Genomic DNA, 25,438 nt, shown 5'->3' with positions numbered 1-25,438 from the left:
AATACTCCTCGTTAACGTAACTCTGGGATGCGATCATTGGCTGAACGTTGCGGTTGTTCAACCGGTAAGAGCACCATAAAGGTACTACCCTGACCTTCACGGCTTTCGATCCAGATCTGACCACCGTGCATCTGGACGATTTCACGGCTCAGGTAGAGGCCCAGCCCTAGCCCTTCGGCCTGTCGGCCTGGTGCACGGTAATAGCGCTGGAAGACGCGCTCCTGTTCTTCGGGTGGAATGCCTGGCCCCTGATCGCTGACACTAATCAGAACGGCAGGTATCTGACTGTTCAACAGAATGGCACGCCGGAGACGCACACCGATCACGCTCTCGGGAGGGCTGTACTTGATGGCATTACTGATCAGATTGGTCAAAACCTGACGAATACGCATCGGATCGCAAGTGATGATCAATTCAGCCGTTTCACCTTCGAGCAGTAACTCTCGATTACCGGCGCTGGGCCGCTGCTGATCGATAACCTGTTGGACTAAGGTCACCAGATTGATCTGCTGGTACTGCAAATCAAACTGACCGGAATCGAGACGAGAAACATCGAGCAAATTATCCACCAGGCGCAGCATATGCGATACCTGTTGGGTGAGAATTGTCAACCCGTGCAGATCGCGGGGATCACCCTCGCGCTGTTGTTCACGTCGTAGCAAGAGATCGGCATAACTGCGCACCGCTGCCAGTGGACTGCGCAATTCATGGGCAGCTACAGCCAGGAATTCATCTTTCGCCCGTTGGACCTTCTGCGTTGCGGTAATATCACGGAATGTAATCACAGCGCCCTCGACTTCTCCCCGTTCATTGACTGCCGGTGCACCGCTGAAGCTAAAAAAGCGTTCGGCGTTATCGGGTAAGCGCCGCATCAACCGATAATCAGAGAACGTCTCGCCGCGAAGGGCACGGGTGAACGGAAGTTCATCGGGCGTTAGCGGATGACCATCGAGATCACGCAGATCATAGAGTTCCGGAATGGTTGCCAGGGGGGTTTCAAAACTCAAATTGGCCTGGGGGAGCAGATCATGGGCCGCCTGATTCGCCAGTGTCAGCCGACCATAGCGATCACAGAGTAACACCCCTTCGGCAATCGACTCGACGACCGTATGAAATTTCCGTCGCTCACGCTGGCTGTCTTCGTACAAGCGAACGTTCGCAATCGCAAAGCCAACCTGATTGCAGATTGGCATCAACATATCTTTATCAATTGCCCTGGTGAATTCTAGATCGCCGAACAATGCCAGTACACCGGTAACTGTACCACCGGCCAGTAGCGGAAGATACGCTGCGGCCATCAGGCCAGCTTCCAGCAGCGGCGTTTCACCACGTTCCGACAAGAGGGGACGAACGGCAGGTTGACCGTAACGCACAATCTCGGCGCAGGGGCTGGCATCAACCGCGACCTGGTCGAAACAGCTCAGCGCTGCCGGGTCCATATGAGACCAGGCACTGATCTGGAGCCGTTCTTGAGCCGGGTCGAACAGCAAAAGCGCACCACTCTGGGCTGGTGTGAGTTCGAGGACGACGGTCAACACGCTCTGCACTAGATCAGGTAGATCGGCAGCGGTGCTGATCGAGGTAACAACAGCATCAAACGCCTTCAACCGCTGATGACTACGGCGAAGTTCATCGTAGAGCTGGGCATTGCGAATCGCTGCCGCGACCATCCCAGCAATCATCTCGAGGTCAACTGTTGCTAGTCGGAAAGAATCGGTAGGAACACCGATCAATTCCAGTACACCAACAAACGATGGTCCGGCTCGTAATGGGATGGCGGTTACTATCAAGCTACGGGGTAGCAGATCGCCGATAGCCTGAAACACCGCTTGCGCCTCGGGTGATGCAATGCCCTGGAGTTCGCGATAGCCGTGCTCGCCATGTTGTTGCACAAGAGCTTCGCGTTGCCAGGCTAATCCGGCTGCACCCTCACCGCTGCGTAACCTGAGCCGCAGCCATTGATCATACGTAGCAGGAGGCATCGTCAAGCCGGCCTGTGCAACCGGTTGCAAACTGCTGCCCTTAACCAACCAGAGAACCGCCGCCGTAACTGCCGGTAACATGTCAATCACACCCGTCACCAGCGCCGGAAAGAGGCGTTCTGGTTCTTGCAACGCCAGCCAGGTAATACCGGTCTGCAACCAACGTTGTACTCGTTCGGTAGGGATTGACCGTTCGTTTACCTGATCAGAAAGATGCAGCTCAGACTGGTGCTCCGTCATACGGTCTTCTCTCTGTGCGACCATGCTACGGCACGGCGAATGCCTTCAGGCAACGGCACCTGCGGCTGAAAACCCAGCAATTCACGGGCCTGGCGAATATCGGCTACGTAGTAGTTCACTTCGCCAACCCGCTTAGCCGGTTGGACGATGATCTCCGGTTGACGACCTAACACCTGACCTATCAACTCGGCAACTCGAATCAGCGTATTCCCCTCGCCATAAGCCAGATTGATGGTACGATTGACCACTTCCCCACTACATAAACGTGTGATACCACGCATAATACCATCGATACAATCATCGATATAGGTAAAATCGAGTACCTTATCGCTACCGTACACCGTTACCGGTTCACCTCGACTGATCCGATGGATAAACAACGGAATCACCCGTTCCATGCGGTTAAGATCGTTATCAAAACGGCCATAAACATTGGAAAAGCGAAACACAATGTAGCGTAAGCCGTAGCAACGTGCGTAAGCGTAGATCAACGCTTCACCGGCAATTTTTGACGCTGAGTATGGACTTTCGGTAAAGCTAAAATCGGCGCGAGTCTCTTCAGTGATATACCGATGAATATCGCCGTATACCTCACGCGATGAGGCAAAGATGATTGGCAAGTCGTGTAGTCGGCAATATTCGAGCACATTATACGTAATGTTGATATTTTCTAACGCACGATGCGGTTCGGTGACCAGGTCATGGACTTTGGCATTGGCTGCGAGATGCACAACCAGATCACACGGTGGATAAGGTGCACCACCGATGCCTGCCCGAAAATCGCGTTGCGGAACCGCAAGGTCTTGTAACAACGTAGGGATACGATCAGTCCACGTGTTCACCCGTCGGTCAATCCCAAAAACATCATGACCCGCCTCAAGTAACCGCAGGCCGAGATTGGTGCCGATCATGCCAGAAGAACCGGTGATTAGGATGCGCATTGATAGAACCGTATTGCCAATCAGTGAAAAGGTCATGTACACGTCACTTGCGGCGCATGCCCGTTTGATGCCTTCAGCGACGTGTGCTAACAGTATAGCATGCAACCAAAGGGGGGCTAATGCAGGGATGTTGCCTTTTAAGGGGCAAAGCGTATGCTCTCGCCGACAGTGACGATGGAGGAAGAGAAAAGAGAAGGGTGAGCGAGGAGGTGGGGTCCACCCTATCTACAGGGACTGTGGAAGTAGCTCCCCGTTCCGACAGTGGTCTGTGACTATCCTCTTTTCATCTCGCCGATGTGCCCGTCGCCGAATCGGGAGAGGCTGGTGCCAACCCCATCTCTAATGGTATACCGTTCCCCCTTCCTCTCCCAAACGGGGAGAGGAAGGGGGCCTGGGGGAAGGTTAGGGTCTCCAAGCCTGCTCCGCAGCACAGGCCCTGAAACCGTTAAAACCTTTTCCATCGCGTCGCGGAGTAGCGGAGACGCATGCATTGCCCGCCAGCGTTCCCCTAAATACTCTACTGCGTATCATAAGCCCAGGTTTTTGATCACGCTCTGAGAACTTGGAAACCTCCATTAGCAAAGCAGGGGCAGCGTCCAAATTTTATCGTGCAGAGGTACTGCCCGTTGTTCCGGCGCTACTCATAACGCAGCGCCGCGATGGGATCAAGCCGTGCGGCGCGGTCGGCCGGGTATAGACCAAAGAAGATACCGACCGCAATCGAGGTTAATGTCGCCAGCAGAATTGCATCAAGGCTCACTTCAGCCCGTGCGTTTGGTGAAAAATTCGCCAGCAGTGCTGTGCCAATAGCCGCCAGTGCGTAGCCGAGTGCAATCCCCAACACTCCACCCATTAAACTGAGCACCGTTGCTTCGACCAAGAACTGAAGCCGAATATCATTGCGGCGCGCCCCGACTGCTTTGCGCAACCCGATCTCGCGAGTTCGTTCGGTCACGCTCACCAGCATAATATTCATAATCCCGATCCCCCCCACCACCAGCGAAATGGCGGCAATGGCGCCCAAAAAGATCGTGATCGCACCGGTAATCGTTGCAAAGGAACTTACCAGGTCTTGCTGGGTCACAATCGTAAAGTTATTGTCTTGATAGGTCAAACCGTTCCGTTGGCGGAGCAGCGCCGTTACCTGATCGATCAGATCATCGATACTCTTTTCATCACGCGCTTGAATATAGACGACCGTTACATCAACGCGCCGCGTCACATTTTGTGCGGGAGGAAAGAGACGGTCTTGTGCCGTCGTAAGCGGAACGAAAATCTGGTCATCTTCATTTGAGGCGAAACTCCCACCCCGTTCGGCCATCACACCGATCACTTGAAAGCCAATCCCGTTGATCCGAATCCGCTGCCCGATGGGATCGGCGCCGTTGGGGAAGAGCCGCTGGGCAACCCGATGACCCAAGACCGCCTCGCGTGAACGTAGCTCAATCGAGCGTTCGTCAAAGAAGCTCCCTACCGCGACTCGCGCATTCCGTACCTGCAAATAGTTGGCACTGACCCCGGCAATGAGGGCATCGTAGCTGGCGCCGCCATAGGTCGTAAGGGCACGCCGACTGAACTCAGCACAAACTGCGGCAACTGCCGGTACGTTCAGCGGATCGGCGATTGCGGCAATGTCTTCATTGGTCAGGCGTGGTGGTACGCGACGATTCGTTTCCGGGTCGTTGGTACCGGCAAATAGAAAGACGAGATTGCTGCCTAATCCCTGTAACTCGCTGGTCACCAGGGTTTGAATCGCACCACCTAGTGCCAGCAAAGCAATCACCGCACCAACGCCAATGATAATGCCGAGCATGGTCAGTATGGCGCGCAATTTATTGGCCAGCAGACTATTAAAAGCAATCCGTAGTGCTTCAATCAGGTTTAGCATAGCCTGCTCCACGTATCTCAGCGATTACGTACTCCAGGAGGTGGGCCGCTGAAGAGATTAAAGCGCGCATCTACCCCTGGCACATAAACACAACTGTTTTCATCAATATTTCCGGCACTGATCTCGATCACCTGCTCGTTACTCAAGCCCGTTTGCACCGCTACTGCCTGTAAAGCCGGTTGTAACGGGCGTTGGGCAATATCGAGGTTGCATAACGCCGGATCAACGGTCACATCAACGAAGAACTGCCCACCTTCCGCACGGATGGCCCGTCGGGGCACTACCAGCGTATCGCTCTTTTCGGCCACAATAATATCGGCACTGGCCGACATACCCGGTCGCACTGCCGCCGGTGGATTGTCGGTAACGATCCGCACCGTGTAAGCAGTTACCCCCGATTGCACGATTGAGAGCGGATTAATGCGGGTAACGGTACCGCGCAGATCAAGATTAGGTAGAGCATCAAGCACAAGTATCACCGGCTGACCAACAGCAATCTGGGCAACATCGATCTCGTCAACAGTAACATCAACATAATATCCACTCAGATCGGCCAGTACCACCGCCGGACGAGCTGCATTGTACAGTTCACCGACCTCAAGATTGACTTCGGCCACCATACCGGCAATTGGCGCAACCAGCGTTGCCCGTTCGAGGGCAAGCTGTGCTTGTGCTAGACTGGCCCGCGCACTGGCAACCTGCGCCTCGGCGCTGGCCAGATCGGCTTCGCTGGGTGGCGAGGTAATGCGTTTGAGATTAGCCTGAGCGTTGGCGACTGCGGCATTAGCGGCAGCCAGGCTACCGGCTCGTTGATCGCCGAGCAATTTATTCAGGTTAGCCTCGGCTTGGGCTAACTGTGCCCTTGCTGCGGCAACCTGATCGGTATCGGCACCGGCGAGGATGCGCTCGAGATTGGCTTGTGCGCTACGCAACTGCGCTTCAGCCTGAGCAATCCCGGTGATTTCGGCCTGCACTGCCTGATCGTAAGCAATCTTTGCCTGTCGCATCTGCTCTTCAGCATTCTGCACTGCACGCAGCGCAGCCGCTTCGTTGTCAAGTGCAGATTGCGGCAGCGACTGGCCGAATCTTGCCAGTTGTTGCTCACGTTCACGATTATCGTTATAAATCCGACTGTACTCTGCCTGACGGTCGCGCAGTGCATTTGCTGCCTGCAACAACTGCGACTCGGCCCGTGTCTTAGCCGCCGAGAGCGAGTCGCGTTGTGCTTGCAACGCTGCCGCCGCCTGGTCAACCTGGGCCTGAGCCTGAGCCACTTCACTGGCCTTTGGCCCACCCAACAAGCGTGCCAGATTAGCCCGGGCCTGCTCGACCTGTGCGCGGGCAGCTTCCAGGTCTTTCTCGGTCACACCACCGGTTGTCTGGCGCAATTGAGCTTGCGCCTGCGCCAGTTGCGCCTCAGCCGCAGCTACCTCGGCTTCACTCGGCCCGGCCCGCAATCGATCGAGATTTGCCTGGGCCTGAGCCAGTTGTGCTGCCGCCTGTTCAACCCGCAGTTCGAGATCACGTGTATCGAGACGGGCTAACGCCTGACCGGCAGTGACCTGATCACCGACCTGTACCAATACCTCTCTGATCAGGCCACTACTGGTAAATGCGAGATCGAGCACCTGTTGCGGTTGAATCGAACCACTAGCATTCACCGTCGCTTGAATCGGACTACGCTGCGGACGAGTCAGTGCATAGTTAAGCCGAAGGTTGGTCGGTTGACCACGATTAAACACAAACGTCCCGGCAACAATACCACCAATAATGAGGAGAATGCCAATGCCCCACCAGAGCCGAGATGTTCGACGACGAGGACGTGATGACTGAGCCATAATACAGCCTCAAATTGCTTTTATCCACAACACAAACGACCCATCAGCAAGTACATTGTAATGCTGATGCTATCCATCGTAATATGACGAAACAGAACATTGAAAGGTTGCCGGTGAAAATTACATGGGACGGTCGAGTGATGAATTGACCTGCCCGTGCAGATGTTGTTCAGAGTCGCGGCTGCTGATCAACTCATTAATACCATCGAGAAGGAGTCGGAGCAGGTGTTCGAGGGCATGCAATTGCTCCAGGCTAAACCGGGACAGAATGCGGTCCATATCGGCACGTCGTGCCTCTTCCACTAGCGCCAGGCGCTGTTCGCCCTGGCGTGTCAGCATTACCTGAACAACCCGTCGGTCTTCGGCATCGCGCACGCGCCCAACCAGGTGTTCATCGATCAGACGATCGACGATACCGGTGAGCGTTCCTGCCGACTGCTGGGTAATCTCGGCCAAATCACTCATTCGACAAAGGCCAGCTTCGCGAATCGCAAACAATGTTACCATCTGTGGCAACGTCAGGTTAATGTCAGGTCTGCTGAGCGTTTGCAACAACTGCTTCTGGCTCTGCCACGTGATCTGACGCACTATATCGTCGATAATATCGGTATGATGCGACCGGGCCGCTTGTTCATCCATGCGTCGCCTCACAAGCAATTATACTGAGAATGCGAATTATTTCAGCCACAAATATTTAAACCTCTGATAACCATCGTACCCGATAGTTGCAAGAATGTCAATGTCTTGCACAGGCAATATCCTGATTTGTTTTGATCGCGTGTGATTTGCGATGAGGAGACCAGAATGTTGCCTCCCGATGTAATCGCAGCGGCGCCGGGGGCGCCGACGGTCACCGTGTCAGAATGGGACGCAGCGCTCGCCATGCGAGACGACGCGATGAACCGCTACCCCTATTCGCGGATGGTGGTAGGGTGGTGTGCGCACTACGCCACCAGTACAATAGCTACGAGATGCGCTGCTCTTACTAGTGGGAGTACGGAGCCAGCGTGCCCCTGCTTCCCCTCACCCACTCCGCCATTTCTGTGGTACCCTTCGTAACGGCAGTACCTTGCGCAAGATGGAGGATAATCAATGACCACGAACGAGATGACACAACTGGCAGCATTGGGGCCGCTCGATGGCCGGTATCGCAAGGATGTCGCAGTGCTGGCCGGTTTTTTCAGCGAGGCAGCTCTTTTTCGTTATCGGGTACGGGTGGAAGTCGAATATCTGATCTTTCTCTCGCGTGCCCGTGGCATTCACTTCGTACCACCGCTTACGCCGCCCCAACAGGCTGCATTACGAGCGCTCTACCGCCAATTCAGCGATGAGGATGCGCTGGCGATTGCGGCCTGGGATCGGCGAGTGAATCACGATGTGAAAGCGGTTGAATACTGGTTGCGAGAACGATTGACCGCCCTCGGTTTAACCGGTCATCTTGAGGCCGTTCACTTTGCGCTCACCTCAGAAGATGTCAATAATCTGGCGTATGCGCTAATGGTGAAAGAGGCGCGTGAGTTGGTTTTACTGCCAGCTCTCGAAGCGTTGCGTGAACGAATACGGCAACTGGCCGACGAAGAGGCGGCAACCCCGATGCTGGCTCGTACCCATGGTCAACCGGCTACACCGACGACGTTTGGGAAAGAGATGAATGTCTTCTACATGCGATTACGGCGGGCGATCAACGATCTGATGGCGATTCGCATTACCGGTAAACTCAACGGCGCCAGCGGTGTCTTTGCCGCGCATTACGCTGCGTTGCCTCAGATCGACTGGTTGAAATTCTCGCGGGCGTTTGTTCGCTCTCTCGATCTGGAACCAATCTTGCTGACCACGCAGATTGAACCGCACGATACAATCGCCGCGCTCTGTGATGCACTCAAACGGATAGGAGCCATTCTGACCGATCTGAGCCAGGATTGCTGGCGTTATATCAGTGATGGCTATCTGGTACAGGCCACCCGCGCCGGTGAAGTGGGTTCTTCGACTATGCCGCACAAGGTGAATCCGATTGACTTCGAGAATGCCGAAGGCAATCTAGCCCTGGCCGGTGCGCTGCTCGAGTTGTTCAGTCGCAAGCTGCCGGTTTCACGGCTCCAACGCGATCTTTCAGATAGTACCGTCTTACGGAATCTGGGGCTGGCTTTCGGCTATTGCCTGCTTGCCTATCAGCGGTTACTCCGTGGCCTGCAAAACATCGCCGTTGACCGTGCCCGTCTGCGCCGTGATCTCGAGGCCCACCCGGAAGTGTTGGCCGAAGCAATCCAGACGATTTTGCGCCGTGAGGGTTTTGCTGAACCATACGAATTGTTGAAAGAGTTTTCACGTGGTCGTGCCCTCACCACCGATGATCTGCACCGCTTTATCGCTAGTCTGCCGGTCAGTGATGCGGTGCGCGCCGAGTTGCAGGCCCTTACTCCGGCAACGTATATTGGCCTGGCCGTCAAACTTGCCCAACTTCGCGATGAGGCGACGGTCGGCAACTGGATATAGCGCTGATGCAAGATAATTCCACTGCCACGATCAGCGTTGTCGTGGCAGTGGGGCTGATTTTGGTCATTGTGTACACGATTTCATGTTTGCAATCTATTGACAAAGAGTGTACACTACAAAAAGAATAGATCACTGCAAGGCGGCATTCATGTGTGTCACTGGTAGAAAGTTGCTGAAAGATCCGCACTATGATCGCATGCACATTACCCACGCCGCTTGCCTTCAGATCAACTTTCAATTGTAGAAAGGTAGGCAGGGGATGGCCGCTGTTGAATTAACCGTTTGTCGGCTCTGCGCACGCAGCCGTCCCGACATCTGGAAGACCCTGGCCCGTTTACGGGCTGCGCATCCCCACGAGCTGTGCATTGTGGAACTCGACTGTATGGCCGCCTGTGATGATGTACCGGCGATCATGATAGATTACGACTATGTTCCACGCATTACCCCGCAGCAATTGATCGAACTGGTTGAAGCACGTCTGAATGGGAAAGAGGAAATCGGAAAGATGAGCGAAAGGTAGGGGCGGATGCCCGACTCCTCACACCGCTACCCCTAACCGATTTATCATGGCACAACGAGATTTTCAGCAGGTGCTCACACTGAGGTATTGGCACTCTGGGTAACCTTTAAAAACACCTCTTCCAGATTGCTGGTTTGGGCCGTAAAGTGGATAATCTCGACCCCATGTTGTACCAGATGGGTCAGTAATGCACTGACCGCCCGATCATCGCCATCAATATCAATAATCAGACGGGGCGGGCCTTCGTCTTGTATTGCCCGCACGGCAAGGACATGCTGCGCCGCAGTTGCCGCAATCACCGCTTGCTCGAGATCGCTGATCACATGCACTTCAAACGTCCGGTGTGGCTGCAACGAGCGCATAATCGTCTCAACATCCCCCGACGCCAGTAGGGTGCCACGCTCGATGATCCCGATGTGTGTACACATCTCGGCCAGCTCGGTCAGGATGTGGGAGCTGATCATGATCGTCTTGCCCATCCGGCGCAGCTCGCGAAGCAGTTCACGCAACTCAACGCGCGCCCGCGGATCGAGGCCGCTGGCCGGTTCATCCAGGATCAGCAGTTGTGGGTCGTGGATCAGGGTACGGGCCAGACTGAGCCGCTGCTTCATCCCGCGCGAGAGCGACATCACATCGCTATCACGTTTGTGTCCCAGGTCAACCAGGGTCAGGAGATCATCGATCAGCCTTGCCCAGCGCGATGGCGGTATCTGATACGCAGCAGCGAAAAATTCGAGGTATTCCGCCGCCGTCATGTTATTGTAAAACCCAAACGCATCAGGCATGAAGCCGACGACACGACGGACTTCGTTGCGCTGGTGCGTAACTGAAAATCCTGCTACCCACGCCTCACCACCCGAAGGCTTGAGTAAGGTGGTCAGAATACGCATTGTTGTTGTTTTACCAGCACCGTTGGGGCCGATAAAACCGTAAATAGCTCCCGTCGGAATGTGCAGGTTCAGATGGTTCAGCGCCAGCATTTCCCCGTAGTAGCGGGTCAACTGTTTAGTTTCGACAATTGCTGTCATATGACTAATTATTCACTGTGTCTGTAAAGTTTATCGCAGTGCGATGATATAAAGCGTTTCACCACGCAACGCGGTTGCGCCACTATTCACCTGCATAACCGGCGATGCCTCGTTACTCCAACCAACCAGATACACCTGATCACCGGGAAATCGCGGGCCAGCTTCTTGTAATAAAATAGACCAAGACATATTTTCTATGACTGCCGTATGGAAAAAGATCGTTCCATCACTAGTGGGCATGAAATCGCGCAAGAAATTATCGTTACCGTCTTGCAGATTGATGGTTACTTCAGCACTAGGCGCGAGTTGTCCAATCCACTGCATCTCATTCTGCCATACCAGCATGACATCGTACAAGTCAGTTGAACCGGTATTGGTCAGGGTACCGCGCCAACCCTGGTTATTCCTTTCCAGACGATGGCTGAGTTGGATCGGATTGGTTGTGATCTGTTCGACAATCAGGGTGCGAAAGGCAGACGAATCGAGGACAAGATCAGGAATAGAAACGCCCGTATCGCTATACTCGGTGTCTAATGTGCTTTCCTCGAAACGACGGGGCGCCGAAACCAATGCCGACTTTGCAAAGGTGAACGTATAACGCTGCCGTTGGGGGGCAAAGACGCCTACCACCGTTGTCGCAAGCGCCGAGGGACTCCCACTCGCCGTCTGCATGATTGACAACTGAACCAATTGCACTTGCCCACCACGGAGGAGATAGCCCATCGTAAAGGTTCCGCCGAGGAAGGCAACGATGAGCAGCGGCGTAGAGACCCAGGCCCATTCCAGTCGCCGCCAGCGGCGCAGGATCAGGAACTGGATCGGCCCGATTACAACAATGTAGGCGCCGATGAGCAGCAGGAGGGTCGCGGTTGAAGGTTGCTGGAACAAGGGGATGTTCAACTGCCTCCAGGGCAAATCGGTGAACTTTTTGCGCAGCTCAGGGCCTATGGCGATACGTGGCTGAACCGACAGAACGTTTGTCCACAGATTGCGCTCAGCCGGTGAGGCACGGAGTGCTCCCAGATCGAATGCGGCAAAGATGATTGTACCGGCGCCAACTTCCCGCCGACTGATCAGACCATCGTTTGTCACCGATCGGGCGTCAGGGCGTAATGTGACCGTGTTGGCGGTCAGATCAGGGACAAAGTTGCTTAAGCCAGTTAGACTACTGACCTGCTCGAGCGCAGCCACTGAAACCCCACGCTGCAAAGCGCCTACCGTAACCGGCAACATATCGGCGAAGGCACGGATCGCTGTTTCACCTGCTGCACCACCACCAACCAGGAGCGTTCCCCCTTGTTGCACCCAACTCAACAGCGCAGCCCGCTGTTCGGCGCGCAAGTCGGTGGTCAGATCACGTACCGCGATCACGTCAAATGCTGCCAACAAGAGCGGATCATCCGCAATCAACGCAGGGTCAAACGGGAGCACTGCAAAGTTGGCAGTTGAAAGACTGCTCAATACTGCCGGATCGCTGCTAAGCAAGCCGAGCGTGTACAGATCATCACGGAGCGGGTTTAGGGGAACTTGTTGCCGCCCTACTTCAACCCCATCGGCTGTCGCCATGAGCAATGCCTGGCGGGTTTCTGAGTGTACCACTGGGAAGACAATCCGCTTACGGGCACCGCCGGGTAAATCAATCCGATAGCGTTGCGTAGACCCTCGATCACTGAGACTACGCCACTCGAGCGTAAGCTGTCGATCAGCGCCATCGTTGGTCAGCGTAATCCAGACCGGAAACCAGTAGCCGGGGCGATAGGTTCCTTCGCCATCAATCCCGGCCTGCACAGCAATGGTTATCAGTGAGGGTTGTTGTGCGGCGATCGGTGTAGGAACCATCACCAGTACGAGCAGGCACAGCAGGATGAAGCGTCTCATGCGGAAGGTTGCTCCTTCGATTCAGCCGGTAGCTGTTCTGCCAGAGCGATCGTGGTTCCGTTTGCCGGCATTAACTCGTTGTGTCGTTGTTGGGCGAGATGGTAGTGGCGCAGCAGTTCCAGCATATCGTTAAGTGAACGCTCTTTATCAACACGCTTAAACATCACGTAATAGTCATTGATCATCGCCACCACATCTCGCGGTTTTGGCACGTGCAAGAAGGTAAACTTCCCACCGCTACCGGCTGTCTCTACCACCACATCACCGTAGCCGAGGAAGTTACTGATAAACGTCGTCTCAAAAGAGACATTGGTGATAGCGCCAAGGCTGGCGGCACGGCGATCCTCTGGCCCAAACGGTTTCTTCTCAATATCGATGATGTTCGTCGGAGTGAGGATGTACATATCGTTCCGAAAATCTTCAATTTCCCAGGCCGACCAGGCCAGAAATGCGATCAGAATCGCAATAATGAACACGGTTAGCCACGGCCCTGGCAATAAGCCCCAGCTTCCCAATAAGATCACGATCATCCAACCCACAAACAGCATGGCAACAGGGGGAGCAATCCCCTGTAGTAGAAACAACCAGTGTTTCCGCCAGATAATAGTCTCTTTCTCCGGTTGCACTTCAGGGTTGGGTGGTAATAACCAACTGAGCCAGGGCCAGCGTGGTGGGTTTGCCGGGAGTGAGCGTTTGGTGCGTGGTGGAGGCTCATTGTAGACTTTTGTCTCTATCAATGTAGCCAAATCTTGCTCGCCACGTTTGCGGCGATTTTCGTTAACCTGGGCCATAATCCGGCGCTGCATCTCCTTGGGGTTCCGCGCACCGTGAAAGACAATGTTGCCACCAATGCGGGCCGATTTCACTTCAATGGTACCGTACTGAAACCAGTGTTGGGGATAGGTCTTGGTCGCGGCAAAAACATCTTGAACTTCCTCAATAAAAATCTGCTGTTGCACGCGCTGTTCGAGCAAACGTGGGATGAAGACTTGATCATTATTGTAAACCACCCGACGATTGGTGAGGATCAGTTCATCGTTTAACCAGTCATACACGACGAAGAAAATCGAGAAGAGGCTGACGGTTGCCAGGCCGATCAAAAGCAGGTTGATCGAATCGAACGCCTGACCAAAAAAACGACCGGGATCAATATAGAAGATACGTCCTCCGTTGTACCGAAACCAGATCAGAGCCAGGATAGCCAGATTAGCGGCCAACAACACCCGACCTGGATTCGGGTCTTTACCACCACGTACCCACAACGCGACCCAGAAGAGGAGCAATACAGCCTCGATCAGCGCCAGCAGGATGTTGAACAGATCAAAACCGGTTGGCTCACCGGTGTTAGACACCAGAAACCCACCACCGATAGCGCGATAGAGAGCAATTCCACCGAAGAAGCAAATGCCGAGCAGGGGAATGATCAGCCGTGATAAGAGGATGATCCAGTGTCGACCGGTGACGTAGAGAATCTCTTCGTTTTCTGCCAGGTCAAGTGCACTGTCAGCATCTTCGTAGAGTAACCGGTCAATAATGTTTCCCGCCATAGCGCGGTCTCCCTCGCTGGTTGCCTGCGACCATCGTATGCGTGCGCAGGAGCGGTGGTGCAGAGGGTTCATCCCTCTGAAACTGCTCTGCACCCATCACCATCGGCGACTTTACGGGTTCGCTGATGGTGGCAGGCGGCACAGGTCCGCACGCTTCCCCTGCGCAATCCTCACTCTGTGCGCCTGTTGCTCTGCTCAGGACCGTTCACCAACTGATGCAACACCCACTCTACCTCTTCGGCCGGTGTAAGTCCATCGTTCACCAGTATGATAGCATCGGCAGCCGGTTGCGAAACATGGGCATCAAGCGCATCACGTTCGGCTAGGGCAGCAGCAACCTGTTCCAGCGACGTATCGATATTGCGGCTGCGCAGCTCGGCCAGTCGTCGCCGGGCACGTTCGGTTAATGAGGCCTGCAAGTAGATTTTGAGATCGGCATCAGGCATCACCACTGTGCCAATATCGCGACCGACCATCACCACTTGCCCCCGCCGACCGATGGCTTGTTGCTGACGGATCATCTCGCGTCGTACAGCCGGAAAACGTGCCGTTCGTGAGACGATCCGTTCGACCTCCGGTGTGCGAATGGCCCAGGTGACGTCTTCACCATCGACCAAAACTGTATATTGCCGACCATCGGTAACGGTCGGCGCTGTGACATCAATCGTGAGGCGATGGGCCAGCGCGGTAAGGGCATCTTCATCGTCAGGATTGATACCGGCCCGTAGTGCGGCCAGCGCCAGCGCACGGTACATCACACCGGTATCGAAGTAAAGATAACCCAGCTCAGCCGCCAGTAAAGCGCCTAATGTGCTCTTACCGGCAGCCGATTGACCATCAATTGCGATTGTTCGTGGTAGGCGCATAGCTCTATTGTAGCATGGGGCTGCCGTGTGTGGCTACTCCCACTCAATCGTTGCCGGTGGCTTCGATGAAATGTCGTACACGACCCGATTGACACCTTCGACTTCGTTGACGATGCGGCTACTGACACGAGACAGGAGTTCGTAGGGTAAACGTGCCCAGTCGGCAGTCATGTAATCCTCGGTGGTGATCGCCCGCAACGCGATTGTCACCCCATACGAGCGCCCATCTCCCATAACGCCAACGCTCTGCACCGGCAGGAGTACCGCGAAGGCCTGTTGAGTAGCTCGATAATAGCCACTGGCGCGTAACTCTTCCAGAAAGATCTTATCGGCCTGGCGCAACGTTTCAAGACGTTCCCAGGTCACTGCCCCAACGATCCGCACCGCCAGCCCTGGCCCAGGGAAGGGATGCCGCCAAACCCACTCTTCAGGCAGGCCGAGCTGCAAGCCGGCAGCGCGCACTTCATCCTTAAAGAGGTAGCGGAGCGGTTCCACCAGCTTGAGTTGCATATCTGCCGGTAAACCACCCACGTTGTGATGAGTTTTGATTTTAGCCGCCTTTGGTCGGTCAGGCGCCGTTGATTCGATCACATCGGGATAGAGCGTACCCTGGGCCAGAAATTCAACTCCTTGTAAGGCACGAGCTTCTCGCTCGAAGATGCGAATAAACTTCTCACCGATAATCTTGCGTTTTTGTTCGGGATCAACGACCCCTTCGAGCGCAGATAAAAACTCTTCGCGCGCATCGACGGCAATCAGGGGTACGTGAAAGTGCTCGCGGAAGGTGGTGATCACCTGTTCAGCTTCACCGGCGCGTAACAGACCATTATCCACAAAGACGCAGGTCAACCGATCACCAATGGCCCGATGGATGATCAATGCCGCCACCGCCGAATCGACCCCTCCAGAAAGCGCGCAGATCACACGGCCCTCGTTACCAACCTGTGCCCGGACACGCTCGATAGCCTCGGCCACGAAGTTGACCGGTTGCCATTCCGGGCGGGCACCGCACAGGCGGGCAAAATTGTTCAGGATCGTCCGTCCGTAGACGGTGTGTACCACCTCTGGGTGAAACTGCACGCCGTACCAGCGCCGCTGATCGTCGGCTATTGCGGCGAAAGGGGTGGCTGGATTGGCAGCAATGGCTGTAAAGCCGGTCGGCAACTGCTCGATCCGATCACCGTGGCTCATCCAGACCGGTTGCTCGGTCGGCGTATCGGCGAACAGCGGATGCGGACGGGTAACTGTGATCATCGCCGGGCCATATTCACGTCCGGTCGGGCGCGTGACGATGCCGCCGAGGGTGTGGCTGATTAACTGCATACCGTAGCAAATGCCGAGCACCGGCAGGTCGCTCGCTACCAACCAGGTCGGCAAGGCAGGCGCGCCCGGCTCGTAGACGCTGGCTGGGCCACCGCTCAATACGATTCCCACCGGCGATAGGGATCGCACCTGAGTCTCTGGGGCATCGTAGGGAAGGAGTTCGCTGTAATATCCCAATTCGCGCAGCCGTCGCACAATAAGCTGTGCGGTCTGCGAACCAAAGTCGAGCACGGGTATACTGTGTGTTGTCATGGAACGTTCCTGATAAAGGGAAAGGCTCTTGCCCTCCTTGAGAACCAGCAAGCCTCAGCGAGGCTGCTGCGCGTCGTTACTTTCTGCCGATAGCGCTTCGTGAGAACTTTCGATCTGGCGCGTTACTATCGGCATTATAACAAATTTTATCTAAGAGTATGATCAAAAACCTGGATAGTTGATGCGGTTCTGCAATGGCATTCCAAACGATAGGTACCGGATCGTTGCGGATGAGAACCGTTGGCCGGCAGGGGATGCGTCACCCTTCCGCGATGGGAGGGGTGTGCAACGTATTCCGTCCCGGTGCTGCGGCGCACGGCTAGCGCGCCCTCCCCTTCCCCCTGGCCCCCTTCCGCTCCCACACGGGGAGCGGAAGGGGGGACGTGGGGGGCTGGCGCGAAAGCCTGTTGGCCCGCGCACGCAATGGTCGGAGATGCCCGGTACGAGCCTCATGCAACATCCGGGTTTTTGATCAGGCTCTCATACTAGTCAAGCAGAACGGTGGATCAGCGAGGGGGCAGCACTCTCTGCTGTGGTTTACCGATGCACCAGCCTGGGTACGCGGGCCTCTGGCCCGCTGGTGCGGCGAATGGTTGGAACCGATTGGGAAGCGATCAGCGCCGTAATGGTTAGGGAACCGTTGGCGGGTAAGGTATGCGTCGCCCTTCCGCGATGGGAGGGGTGTGCAACGTCTTCCGTCCCGGTGCTGCGGCGCACGGCTGGCGCGCCCTCCCCTTCCCCCTGGCCCCCTTCCTCTCCCGCAGCGCGGGAGAGGAAGGGGGGAGGGTTGGTCCCCTCACGCAATGGTCGCACGGGTTAGGTACTTGCCCAATGAGAAATCTGGGTTTTTGAACAGGCTCTGAGAGATTGGCAACAACGGCGTATGCCACAACTGCGATGAGGCACGTATGCAGGATAAGTGAAGATCCCCAGACAAGGGGTTAAAAATAGGTCCGAGGTCGGTCTCCCGTTAGGGTGAAACATGTTTCGCCCCAACGGGAGACGGGGCCGTAGGTGAAAAGGTGCTGCATCAGGCCACTTACCCGTTTGAGACCAGGCGCAGCCGCGGCGGGAATGACATCAGTGCCGGTTTTTGACCGACGGCCTGCTCGGCTTCAGGTTCGGAATCGGCAAAGATCGTTGTGTCAACGACTGAATTGTCACCACCGTAGGGATTGGGAACGTAGCCATCGGCGTTCCAGTCGTTGTGCCATTCGTTATCGTTAACGAGATAGCGATACTGGTAGATGCGACCGGCGTCGAGGTCGAGTGTGACCATCCAGCCGTGTTCGGTGGCACGTAAGGGGGTGGCACGTGGGTTCCAGCCGTTAAAGTCGCCGACGAGGTGAACGGTATCAGCCCATATCGCGGCGGGGAGCGAAAAGGTTACACGTACTTTACCGGCCGGGCCGATCTGTTTCGTTATCATGCCAAACTCCTTTGTTGGGCTGATTCTTCGACAACGCTGTCTCTTTGTTTATGTGCAATTATAGCATGCGCGAGAATGACATATCGATAACAATGAGTAGTATTTTGACCATTGATATTTGTGTTGCTGCGAAGGTGAATACGGCCCTTTCCAACTCGTGCCGTTTAGCGCCTCTCCGCAAGTGTTGTATTCCACAATTCACGCTCACATGCGCGCCGATAGGCGTTACCGGCCATACGGCAATCATTGGCGTGCGGTGGTACGCTGAACTGTGCGTCGGCGTCTTGTGACTACTTACCGGCCGCGTGCCCACAAAGAGCGGTAGAGGTCAGGCGAAGGTGAGTGAACATTTCTCGCCGCCGCTTTTTCCCACGGCGGGGTTGTGTACACGATTGAAGCCGGGAACCGTTTGCTGCTGCTATCGGCTTGTATGTTTTTGACCACATGGTTTCTGGTGTAAAATAGTGCTGATACTTTGCGAAAAACGCTGGTGTCATCACAGATAACCTGGCGATACCCTGTACTTACATTTAGATGGGCGGCTTTTCAGCCGGTCGAATCATCTACTGTCTGTGAGGTTCAGCCAATGCAACCTGGTTCGATTGTGCGTTGTCGGAAACGTGATTGGGTGTTGTTACCATCAGACCAACCCGATGTTGTGTTGCTCCGACCACTAGCCGGGGCGAGCGATCAGGTGGTGGCGATTCATCGTCGGCTGGCCGACCTGGTGGGCTATACGTTACCTGAGGAGCGTCTGCAACCGGCGACGTTTCCACTACCCACTGTCGATCAGGTTGCTGATGCGGCGGCAATCCGGTTGCTCTGGCAGGCCGCCCGTTTGACCCTCCGTGAAGGCGCAGCACCGTTGCGCTCACTGGGACGGATTTCGATCCGGCCTCGTACCTATCAGTTTGTTCCGCTCCTGATGGCGCTCCGTCTGCATCCGGTACGACTGTTGATCGCCGATGATGTGGGAGTAGGCAAGACTATCGAAGCGCTGTTGATTGCCCGTGAGCTGATCGACCGTCAGGAGATTCGGCAGTTGTGTGTGCTCTGTCCGCCGTATCTCTGCGAACAGTGGCAGCACGAGCTGACGACGAAGTTTCACCTCGATGCAGTGATCATCCGTTCGGGAACCATCACGCAGTTGGAACGACAGGTGCCACCGGGCAAGAGTATCTATGCTCATTACCCGATTCAAGTGGTAAGTATCGATTTTGTAAAAACGGATCGAAACCGTCATCAGTTTCTGCTGCATTGCCCTGAACTGGTGATTGTTGATGAAGCGCACAGCGCAGCGGCAGCCGATGAACGTTTTCAGAGTCAGCAGCAGCGGCATCGTCTGCTCCAGGAGCTGGCTGCTGATGCGCAACGTCATCTTCTTCTGCTCACTGCTACCCCTCACAGTGGGATTGATGCGGCATTTCGTTCGTTGCTGGGTCTGCTGCGACCGGAGTTTGCGACCTGGCAGATTGCCGAGCTAGCGGAAAACCAACGGGCAACGCTGGCCCGCTATGTTGTCCAGCGGACGCGCAAAGATATTGAGCTGCACTGGGAAGAGGTGCGCTGTTTCCCCAGCCGAGAAGCGGTTGACGTGACGTATGATCTTTCGCCCGAGTACCGTCACTTATTTGAACGCATCTACGCCTTCTGTTCCGAGATCGTGCATACCGGCGACCATTTGCACGAACGTCAGCGTCGGGTGCGGTATTGGGGGGCGTTGGCGCTGCTGCGCTGTGTGATGTCGAGTCCGGCTGCTGCCCGTGCCGCGTTAGCAGCCCGTATTGACACGTTAGCGCTTGCCGACGAAGAGAGCGATTTTCAGCCGTTTATTTTTGAAGCTGATGACAGTCGTACCAATGATGAGGTGCCGTTACCGCCGGTTGAGGCGAGTGCGCAAATGTTGAACGATCACGAGCGGCGACGATTGCACGAGCTGATTCGTCTCACCAAAGCACTGGCCGGGCCGACTGCCGATACCAAACTGCAACGCTGCCGCGATGTGGTGCAGCAGTTGCTCAGCGAGGGTTTTTGCCCCATTCTGTGGTGTCGCTATATCGCTACTGCCGACTATCTGGCCGAGCATCTGCGGCAGACGCTGCCAGAAACGGTACAGGTGGTGTGTGTGACCGGGCGTATGGCAGATAATGAACGGCGGATGCTGATCGAATCGCTTACGACCGACCGGCCACGGGTGTTGGTTGCCACCGATTGCCTGAGCGAGGGGATCAATTTGCAAGACCGTTTTAACGCGGTAGTACACTACGATTTGCCCTGGAATCCGAACCGGCTCGAACAGCGTGAGGGGCGGGTTGACCGCTACGGCCAGTTGTCCTCAATTGTGCAGGTGATCCGCATCTACGGGCGGGATAATCCGGTAGACGGCGTGGTGATCGATGTGCTGCTGAACAAAGCCCGTGAAATTCATCGTGCGCTGGGAACGTATGTGCCGGTTCCTGAAGATAGCGCCAGTGTCACCGAAGCGGTACTCAATGCGCTCTTTTTGCGGCGTGGGCGCGCGGGTCAACAACTGGAACTCGATCTCGGCGTACCGGCGGTCGAGGTGCTGCACCGGCGCTGGCAACAAGATGCCGAGCGCGAGCGGGTTAACCGTACTCGGTTTGCGCAGCGAGCACTGAAGCCAGACGAGGTGCGCCGGGAGCTGGAGGCAACCGATGCCGTGCTCGGCGATCCGACGGCGGTGCGCGAGTTTGTGTTGACGGCGGCACAACGGTTGGGGTTGCCCATCCAGCCTGATCGCCGCCGAGCTGATGTCTTTTTGGTTGATGTGTCGGAGGCGACGTTGAACCGCTTGCCGGCGCCGATCCGGGCAGGGCTGACACCATACCTATCCACTCCGCACCGTTCTTCGCTATGGCGAATGAGCTTTGTTTCACCGGTACCTCCTGAAGCTGAATACCTCGGTCGCAACCATCGCTTTGTCACAACTCTGGCCCGCTTCTTGTTTGAAGATGCGCTCGCCAATCCCCAATCGGCCATCGCTGCCCGTTGTGGTGTGATCCGTACCCGCGCAGTGTCACGACTAACAACGCTCTGGCTACTGCGGGTACGCTACTTGCTGGAACAACCGGGTCAGCATCCGCTGTTGGCCGAAGAGGTGGTGGTTGTCGGTCAACAGGCAACGGGTGAGTGGCTCGATCTCGACCAGGCGCTGGCCTTGCTCGCTGCGCAACCTGATGCGAATGTGTCGTTGGCAGAAAAGCGCGAACTGATCGACGCTGCGCTCGCCCAGTGGCTGACCCTGCACCAACCAATCGCCGCGTTCTTGAACGAACGGGCTGATGTGCTCGAACAGAGCCATAAGCGCATCCGACAGGCAGTGGCGCTGCGCGTGCGTGAATTGGCGTTGAAGCCTCAGCTTCCGCCCGATCTGCTTGGCATTCTTGTGTTGCAACCGATGGTCGCACCACGATGAGTACTTTCCCGACGCTACGCATTGCAGGTGGTCTTTTTGGGGCTGACCTGCCTGAACAATTGTTGCGGGGCGAACTGCCGTACCAGCAACCGGAAGATTTTGGTATCAGCGGTCGTCGTCACCTGAACGATGAGATTGCGGCAGTGTTTCACGATGTCTGTACGCTCTGGGGCATCGTGCAAAACCGGCTGGCTCGTCTCGATGAGAAGGATGCGGCGACCTCGCTTACCCGTGACGCCTGGATGATTCCATTCTTGAACATGCTCGGCTACGAGTTGCGCTACAACACCCGCGCCTACGACATCGACGGAATGCGTTTCGCGATCTCGCATCGTCTTGGCGAGGACGATGATGCGGTACCGGTGCATATTGTCGGTTTCCGGCAGGAGCTTGACCAGCTTGCGCCGGGTGGACGCCCGCGCCTTGCGCCGCACACGCTGTTGCAAGAGTATCTCAACCGCACCGAGCATCTTTGGGGTCTTGTCACCAATGGCCGTATCATCCGCCTGTTGCGCAACAGTACCGCTATTCGCCGCCAGGTCTATCTTGAGTTCGATCTGGCAACGATGATTGAAGAGCAACACTTTCAAGACTTCGCCGTTTTCTACCGGCTGCTTCACCGATCACGCTTGCCGCGTACCGCCAGCGCTGCTCGCTCGTGCCCGCTGGAAATCTACTATCAACACGCGCTAGAACAGGGCAGCCGGGTGCGCGAGAAGTTGCGCGAAGGGGTAGAAGTCTGTTTGCAACGGCTTGCTAATGGCTTTCTCGCTCATCGTGACAGTCACACGCTACGCGCATGGGTATCTGCGAACGGTGCAGCCGATCTTTACCGTCAGCTCTTGCGGTTGGTCTACCGTCTGCTCTTTCTGCTCGTTTCGGAAGAGCGCGGTCTGATCAGCGCCGATCCGCTCTACCGCGACCATTACAGTGTCACCCGCCTGCGCACGCTCGTCGAACGGCAAGACGCCTTCACCGACCACGACGATCTTTGGTGCTCGTTGCGCGTGCTCTGGATGGTGCTGCGCGATGATACCTCGCTCGACGACGGCCAACCGCTGGCGAAGCTGCTCGGTCTGCCGGTCTTGAACGGTGAACTCTTTGCTGAACAGGAGCTTGATCAGGCCAGCATAACCAACCGCGATCTGCTCGGCGCGTTCTGGTACCTCACCTTCTACGACTCGCCGCCGCGTCGGATCAACTACGCGGCGCTCGATACCGAAGAACTCGGCTCGGTCTACGAAAGCCTGCTCGAACTGCACCCAACCGTCACCGGCGATGACCAGCAGATGCGTTTTTCGCTCGAACTGCGCGGGACCGAACGGCGCGCTACTGGGTCGCATTACACGCCGCCTGAGCTGGTCGGGCGGCTTGTGCAACAGACGCTCGAACCGGTCTTACACGAGCGGCTGGCCGGATGTCCGACCCCTGGCGAGCGCGAGACGGCCATTCTCACCATGAAGATTCTCGATCCGGCCTGTGGGTCGGGCCATTTTCTGCTGGCAGCGGCTCGGCGGCTAGGGAAAGAGTTGGCGCGACTGCGCACCGGCGCCGATGAACCGCCGCCCGAAGCCATCCAGGATGGCGTGCGTGATGTGATCACCCACTGCATCTACGGCGTCGATAAGAACCCGCTGGCGGTTGAGCTGTGTCGCGTGGCCCTCTGGCTTGAAGGCCACACCCGCGATAAACCGCTCACCTTTCTCGAATCGCATATCCGCTGTGGCGATTCGCTGATCGGGCTAGCCGACCTCAGCCTCTTAAAAGACGGTATCCCCGATGCAGCGTACCGACCGTTAGGCAAGACCAACCGTGCGCTGCTAAGCGCAGCCCGCAAACGAAACGGCAGAGAACGAAAAGAGACCCTCTTTCAATACGGATTCGTTTCCCAACTGTTGGCCGAGATTGCACAAGCAATCCGACGGATTATCGCGATGCCCGAAACCTCGATTGCCGAGGTGCGCGCCAAACGAGCGGCCTTCGCGCAGCTTCAGCAGAGCACTGCCTTCCGGCAACTCAAAGACGCGTGCGATACTTACACCGCCGCTTTCTTTGGGCAGGAAACAGACCATCCGCTGCTGTTCACCACTGCCGATCTGTACGAGGTGCTGCGCAGGGATAAGCTGCCCGATCCGCAGATACTTAGCCGGGTGACGGAGCTGAGCCACCGGTACACCTTCTTCCACTGGGCGCTCGAATTCGCTGACATCCTGGAACTGCGTGACACCGGTGCAGCCCAGGGCGGCTTTGATGTCATCATCGGCAACCCACCGTTCATGGGTGGGTTACGCATCAGCAGCTCCTTCGGCGAAGCCTATCGCCTGTGGCTGGAAGCCGCCTACCACCCCTTCGGCGGCACCGCCGATCTCTGCGCTGCCTTCTTCCGTCGCGCCTTTACCCTGCTCAAGCCCGGCGGACGGTTGGGTCTGATCGCCACCAACACGCTGGGGCAGGGCGATACCCGCGAAAGCGGTCTGAAGTTCATCCTGGCTCAGGGTGGCCAGATACCGTTCGCGCAACGCTTCGTCAAATGGCCCGGCCAGGCGAACGTCGAAGTCAATCTTGTGGTCATTGAAGCCCCGCGTCTGGGAAGTGACCATCCCCGTCGTGCTGCCGCGATCCTCGACGACCAGCATGTACCCTTCATCTCTTCGCGCCTCGACGACCAACCCGAACACGAACCGGTGCGCCTGCCGCTGAATGAAGGCAAGGCGTTTCAAGGGGATATTGTGCGCGGCATTGGCTTCGTGCTCGAACCGGCCGAGGCCCAGGCCCTGATCGAGCGCGACCCGCGCAACGCCGATTGCCTCTTCCCCTACCTAAACGGCGAAGACCTCAACAGCCACCCCGAACAACGGCCTAGCCGCTGGGTGATCTGCTTCCACGACTGGGAGCTGGCGCGGGCCCAGCAGTACCCTGACCTGTTGCGGATTGTGGCAGAGCGGGTGAAGCCGGAGCGTGAGCGGCTGAACGGCCCCGGCGACCGGCGTAATCGCGAATATTGGTGGCAATTCGGCGCCTACCGTACCGGCATGCGTGCGGCCATCGCCCCGCTACGGCGGGTGTTGGTGCGATCAGAGGTGAGCCAGATGCACATGGTTTCATTTGTCCCGAAGGAATGGGTATATTCACATATGCTCATCGTCTTCGCCTACGACGACGACTACCACTTCGCCCTGCTGCAATCTGCCGTGCATGAGGTGTGGGTATGGCGCAATTCCTCTAGTCTGGAATCGCGAAATCGCTACACACCAACCGACTGCTTTGCCACCTTCCCCTTCCCACCGGCGGAATACGAACACCTGGCAGCAGGAGCATGGCAGCTTTCCGACATGCCGCCGGTCTTCTGGCAGGCGGCGCAGATCGGCGCCACCTACCACGAACACCGCCGCCAGATCATGCAGGCCCGACAACTAGGCCTGACCAAAACCTACAACCTCTTCCACAACCCGACCTGCACCGACGCCGATATTGTTGAACTACGGCGACTGCACGTTGCGCTCGACCGCATCATCATGGCGTGTTACGGATGGGATGATCTTGACCCACAACACGATTTTTACCCCAACGAGCGCGGCCAGATCCGCTACACGGTTGCACCATCAGTCCAGCGCGAGCTGGTGTGGCAGTTGATGGAGCTGAACAGATAACTGCCATAGGTGTCTAAGCCAAATAATTCATGCCGTCCAAGGTTGAAACACAGCTCACCACGATGATTGCTCACTATCGAACTACAGTGGAGTAAAGTGGCGCATTGCTTCCACAAGCGTACAGCGA

General features: G+C 56.3%; 15 protein-coding genes. 4 read left to right on the top strand and 11 right to left on the bottom strand.

Going from position 1 to position 25,438, the window contains the following annotated elements; translation table 11 throughout:
* Window positions 1–11: 11 nt before the first annotated feature.
* The 5 genes from QTO31_RS16790 to QTO31_RS16770 all read right to left on the bottom strand — a co-directional run bounded on the left by QTO31_RS16790 (window position 12) and on the right by QTO31_RS16770 (window position 7,528).
* A complete protein-coding gene (locus QTO31_RS16790; RefSeq protein WP_031458872.1) occupies window positions 12–2,222 on the bottom strand; it encodes an ATP-binding protein in 2,211 nt (736 codons plus the stop codon).
* Window positions 2,219–3,163, bottom strand: coding sequence for an NAD-dependent epimerase/dehydratase family protein (locus QTO31_RS16785; RefSeq protein ID WP_031458873.1), 945 nt, complete (start codon window positions 3,161–3,163; stop codon window positions 2,219–2,221). The genes QTO31_RS16790 and QTO31_RS16785 overlap by 4 nt, the downstream gene beginning before the upstream one ends.
* A gap of 637 nt (window positions 3,164–3,800) precedes the next feature.
* On the bottom strand, window positions 3,801–5,051 hold the full coding sequence (locus QTO31_RS16780; RefSeq protein WP_301430236.1) for an ABC transporter permease: 1,251 nt from the start codon (window positions 5,049–5,051) through the stop codon (window positions 3,801–3,803).
* A gap of 17 nt (window positions 5,052–5,068) precedes the next feature.
* Complete coding sequence (locus QTO31_RS16775) at window positions 5,069–6,889, bottom strand: efflux RND transporter periplasmic adaptor subunit (protein WP_301430235.1); 1,821 nt, start codon at window positions 6,887–6,889, stop codon at window positions 5,069–5,071.
* A gap of 120 nt (window positions 6,890–7,009) precedes the next feature.
* Window positions 7,010–7,528, bottom strand: coding sequence for a MarR family winged helix-turn-helix transcriptional regulator (locus QTO31_RS16770; protein WP_035419079.1), 519 nt, complete (start codon window positions 7,526–7,528; stop codon window positions 7,010–7,012).
* A gap of 453 nt (window positions 7,529–7,981) precedes the next feature.
* On the opposite strand from QTO31_RS16770, the gene purB reads away from it, so the two are divergent.
* Window positions 7,982–9,382 carry an adenylosuccinate lyase gene (purB, locus tag QTO31_RS16765; protein WP_301430233.1) on the top strand — a complete coding sequence of 467 codons (1,401 nt, stop codon included), beginning with the start codon at window positions 7,982–7,984 and terminating at the stop codon, window positions 9,380–9,382.
* A gap of 259 nt (window positions 9,383–9,641) precedes the next feature.
* Complete coding sequence (locus QTO31_RS16760) at window positions 9,642–9,902, top strand: NAD(P)H-dependent oxidoreductase subunit E (protein ID WP_051871077.1); 261 nt, start codon at window positions 9,642–9,644, stop codon at window positions 9,900–9,902.
* 74 nt (window positions 9,903–9,976) lie between these two features.
* On the opposite strand, the gene QTO31_RS16755 is transcribed toward QTO31_RS16760, so the two are convergent.
* The 6 genes from QTO31_RS16755 to QTO31_RS16730 form a co-directional block, all read right to left on the bottom strand.
* On the bottom strand, window positions 9,977–10,930 hold the full coding sequence (locus QTO31_RS16755; protein ID WP_031458879.1) for an ATP-binding cassette domain-containing protein: 954 nt from the start codon (window positions 10,928–10,930) through the stop codon (window positions 9,977–9,979).
* 30 nt (window positions 10,931–10,960) lie between these two features.
* Complete coding sequence (locus QTO31_RS16750; RefSeq protein ID WP_301430232.1) at window positions 10,961–12,808, bottom strand: hypothetical protein; 1,848 nt, start codon at window positions 12,806–12,808, stop codon at window positions 10,961–10,963.
* The gene (locus tag QTO31_RS16745) at window positions 12,805–14,355 is read right to left on the bottom strand and encodes a PH domain-containing protein (RefSeq protein ID WP_301430229.1); all 1,551 of its coding nucleotides are present in this window, start codon (window positions 14,353–14,355) and stop codon (window positions 12,805–12,807) included. The genes QTO31_RS16750 and QTO31_RS16745 overlap by 4 nt, the downstream gene beginning before the upstream one ends.
* 170 nt (window positions 14,356–14,525) lie before the next feature.
* Entirely contained in the window at window positions 14,526–15,221 is a 696-nt protein-coding gene (gene cmk / locus QTO31_RS16740; protein ID WP_301430227.1) for a (d)CMP kinase, read from the bottom strand.
* Window positions 15,222–15,254: 33 nt separating this feature from the next.
* On the bottom strand, window positions 15,255–16,796 hold the full coding sequence (guaA, locus tag QTO31_RS16735; RefSeq protein ID WP_301430225.1) for a glutamine-hydrolyzing GMP synthase: 1,542 nt from the start codon (window positions 16,794–16,796) through the stop codon (window positions 15,255–15,257).
* Between the two features lie 1,039 nt (window positions 16,797–17,835).
* Window positions 17,836–18,225: an isoamylase early set domain-containing protein gene (locus tag QTO31_RS16730; RefSeq protein ID WP_301430224.1), complete on the bottom strand. Its 390-nt coding sequence runs from the start codon at window positions 18,223–18,225 to the stop codon at window positions 17,836–17,838.
* Between the two features lie 586 nt (window positions 18,226–18,811).
* On the opposite strand from QTO31_RS16730, the gene QTO31_RS16725 reads away from it, so the two are divergent.
* Window positions 18,812–21,661 carry a helicase-related protein gene (locus tag QTO31_RS16725; protein WP_301430222.1) on the top strand — a complete coding sequence of 950 codons (2,850 nt, stop codon included), beginning with the start codon at window positions 18,812–18,814 and terminating at the stop codon, window positions 21,659–21,661.
* Window positions 21,658–25,311 (top strand): Eco57I restriction-modification methylase domain-containing protein, encoded by a 3,654-nt coding sequence (locus QTO31_RS16720; RefSeq protein ID WP_301430221.1) that lies wholly within the window; start codon window positions 21,658–21,660, stop codon window positions 25,309–25,311. The genes QTO31_RS16725 and QTO31_RS16720 overlap by 4 nt, the downstream gene beginning before the upstream one ends.
* Window positions 25,312–25,438 lie beyond the last annotated feature (127 nt).

It is taken from the genome of Chloroflexus sp. MS-CIW-1, assembly GCF_030444705.1.
GTDB lineage: Bacteria > Chloroflexota > Chloroflexia > Chloroflexales > Chloroflexaceae > Chloroflexus.
The sequence above is the reverse complement of the archived record's forward strand: the minus strand, read 5'-3'. Positions and strand labels throughout refer to the sequence as shown.

Excerpts from the sequence above, each read along its gene's own strand:
- QTO31_RS16725 (WP_301430222.1), top strand. The coding sequence starts at position 18,812 with ATGCAACCTGGTTCGATTGTGCGTTGTCGGAAACGTGATTGGGTGTTG.
- purB (WP_301430233.1), top strand. The coding sequence starts at position 7,982 with ATGACCACGAACGAGATGACACAACTGGCAGCATTGGGGCCGCTCGAT.
- QTO31_RS16745 (WP_301430229.1), bottom strand. The coding sequence starts at position 14,355 with ATGGCGGGAAACATTATTGACCGGTTACTCTACGAAGATGCTGACAGT.
- cmk (WP_301430227.1), bottom strand. The coding sequence starts at position 15,221 with ATGCGCCTACCACGAACAATCGCAATTGATGGTCAATCGGCTGCCGGT.
- QTO31_RS16730 (WP_301430224.1), bottom strand. The coding sequence starts at position 18,225 with ATGATAACGAAACAGATCGGCCCGGCCGGTAAAGTACGTGTAACCTTT.
- QTO31_RS16790 (WP_031458872.1), bottom strand. The coding sequence starts at position 2,222 with ATGACGGAGCACCAGTCTGAGCTGCATCTTTCTGATCAGGTAAACGAA.
- QTO31_RS16785 (WP_031458873.1), bottom strand. The coding sequence starts at position 3,163 with ATGCGCATCCTAATCACCGGTTCTTCTGGCATGATCGGCACCAATCTC.
- QTO31_RS16770 (WP_035419079.1), bottom strand. The coding sequence starts at position 7,528 with ATGGATGAACAAGCGGCCCGGTCGCATCATACCGATATTATCGACGAT.
- guaA (WP_301430225.1), bottom strand. The coding sequence starts at position 16,796 with ATGACAACACACAGTATACCCGTGCTCGACTTTGGTTCGCAGACCGCA.
- QTO31_RS16780 (WP_301430236.1), bottom strand. The coding sequence starts at position 5,051 with ATGCTAAACCTGATTGAAGCACTACGGATTGCTTTTAATAGTCTGCTG.
- QTO31_RS16760 (WP_051871077.1), top strand. The coding sequence starts at position 9,642 with ATGGCCGCTGTTGAATTAACCGTTTGTCGGCTCTGCGCACGCAGCCGT.
- QTO31_RS16755 (WP_031458879.1), bottom strand. The coding sequence starts at position 10,930 with ATGACAGCAATTGTCGAAACTAAACAGTTGACCCGCTACTACGGGGAA.
- QTO31_RS16720 (WP_301430221.1), top strand. The coding sequence starts at position 21,658 with ATGAGTACTTTCCCGACGCTACGCATTGCAGGTGGTCTTTTTGGGGCT.
- QTO31_RS16750 (WP_301430232.1), bottom strand. The coding sequence starts at position 12,808 with ATGAGACGCTTCATCCTGCTGTGCCTGCTCGTACTGGTGATGGTTCCT.
- QTO31_RS16775 (WP_301430235.1), bottom strand. The coding sequence starts at position 6,889 with ATGGCTCAGTCATCACGTCCTCGTCGTCGAACATCTCGGCTCTGGTGG.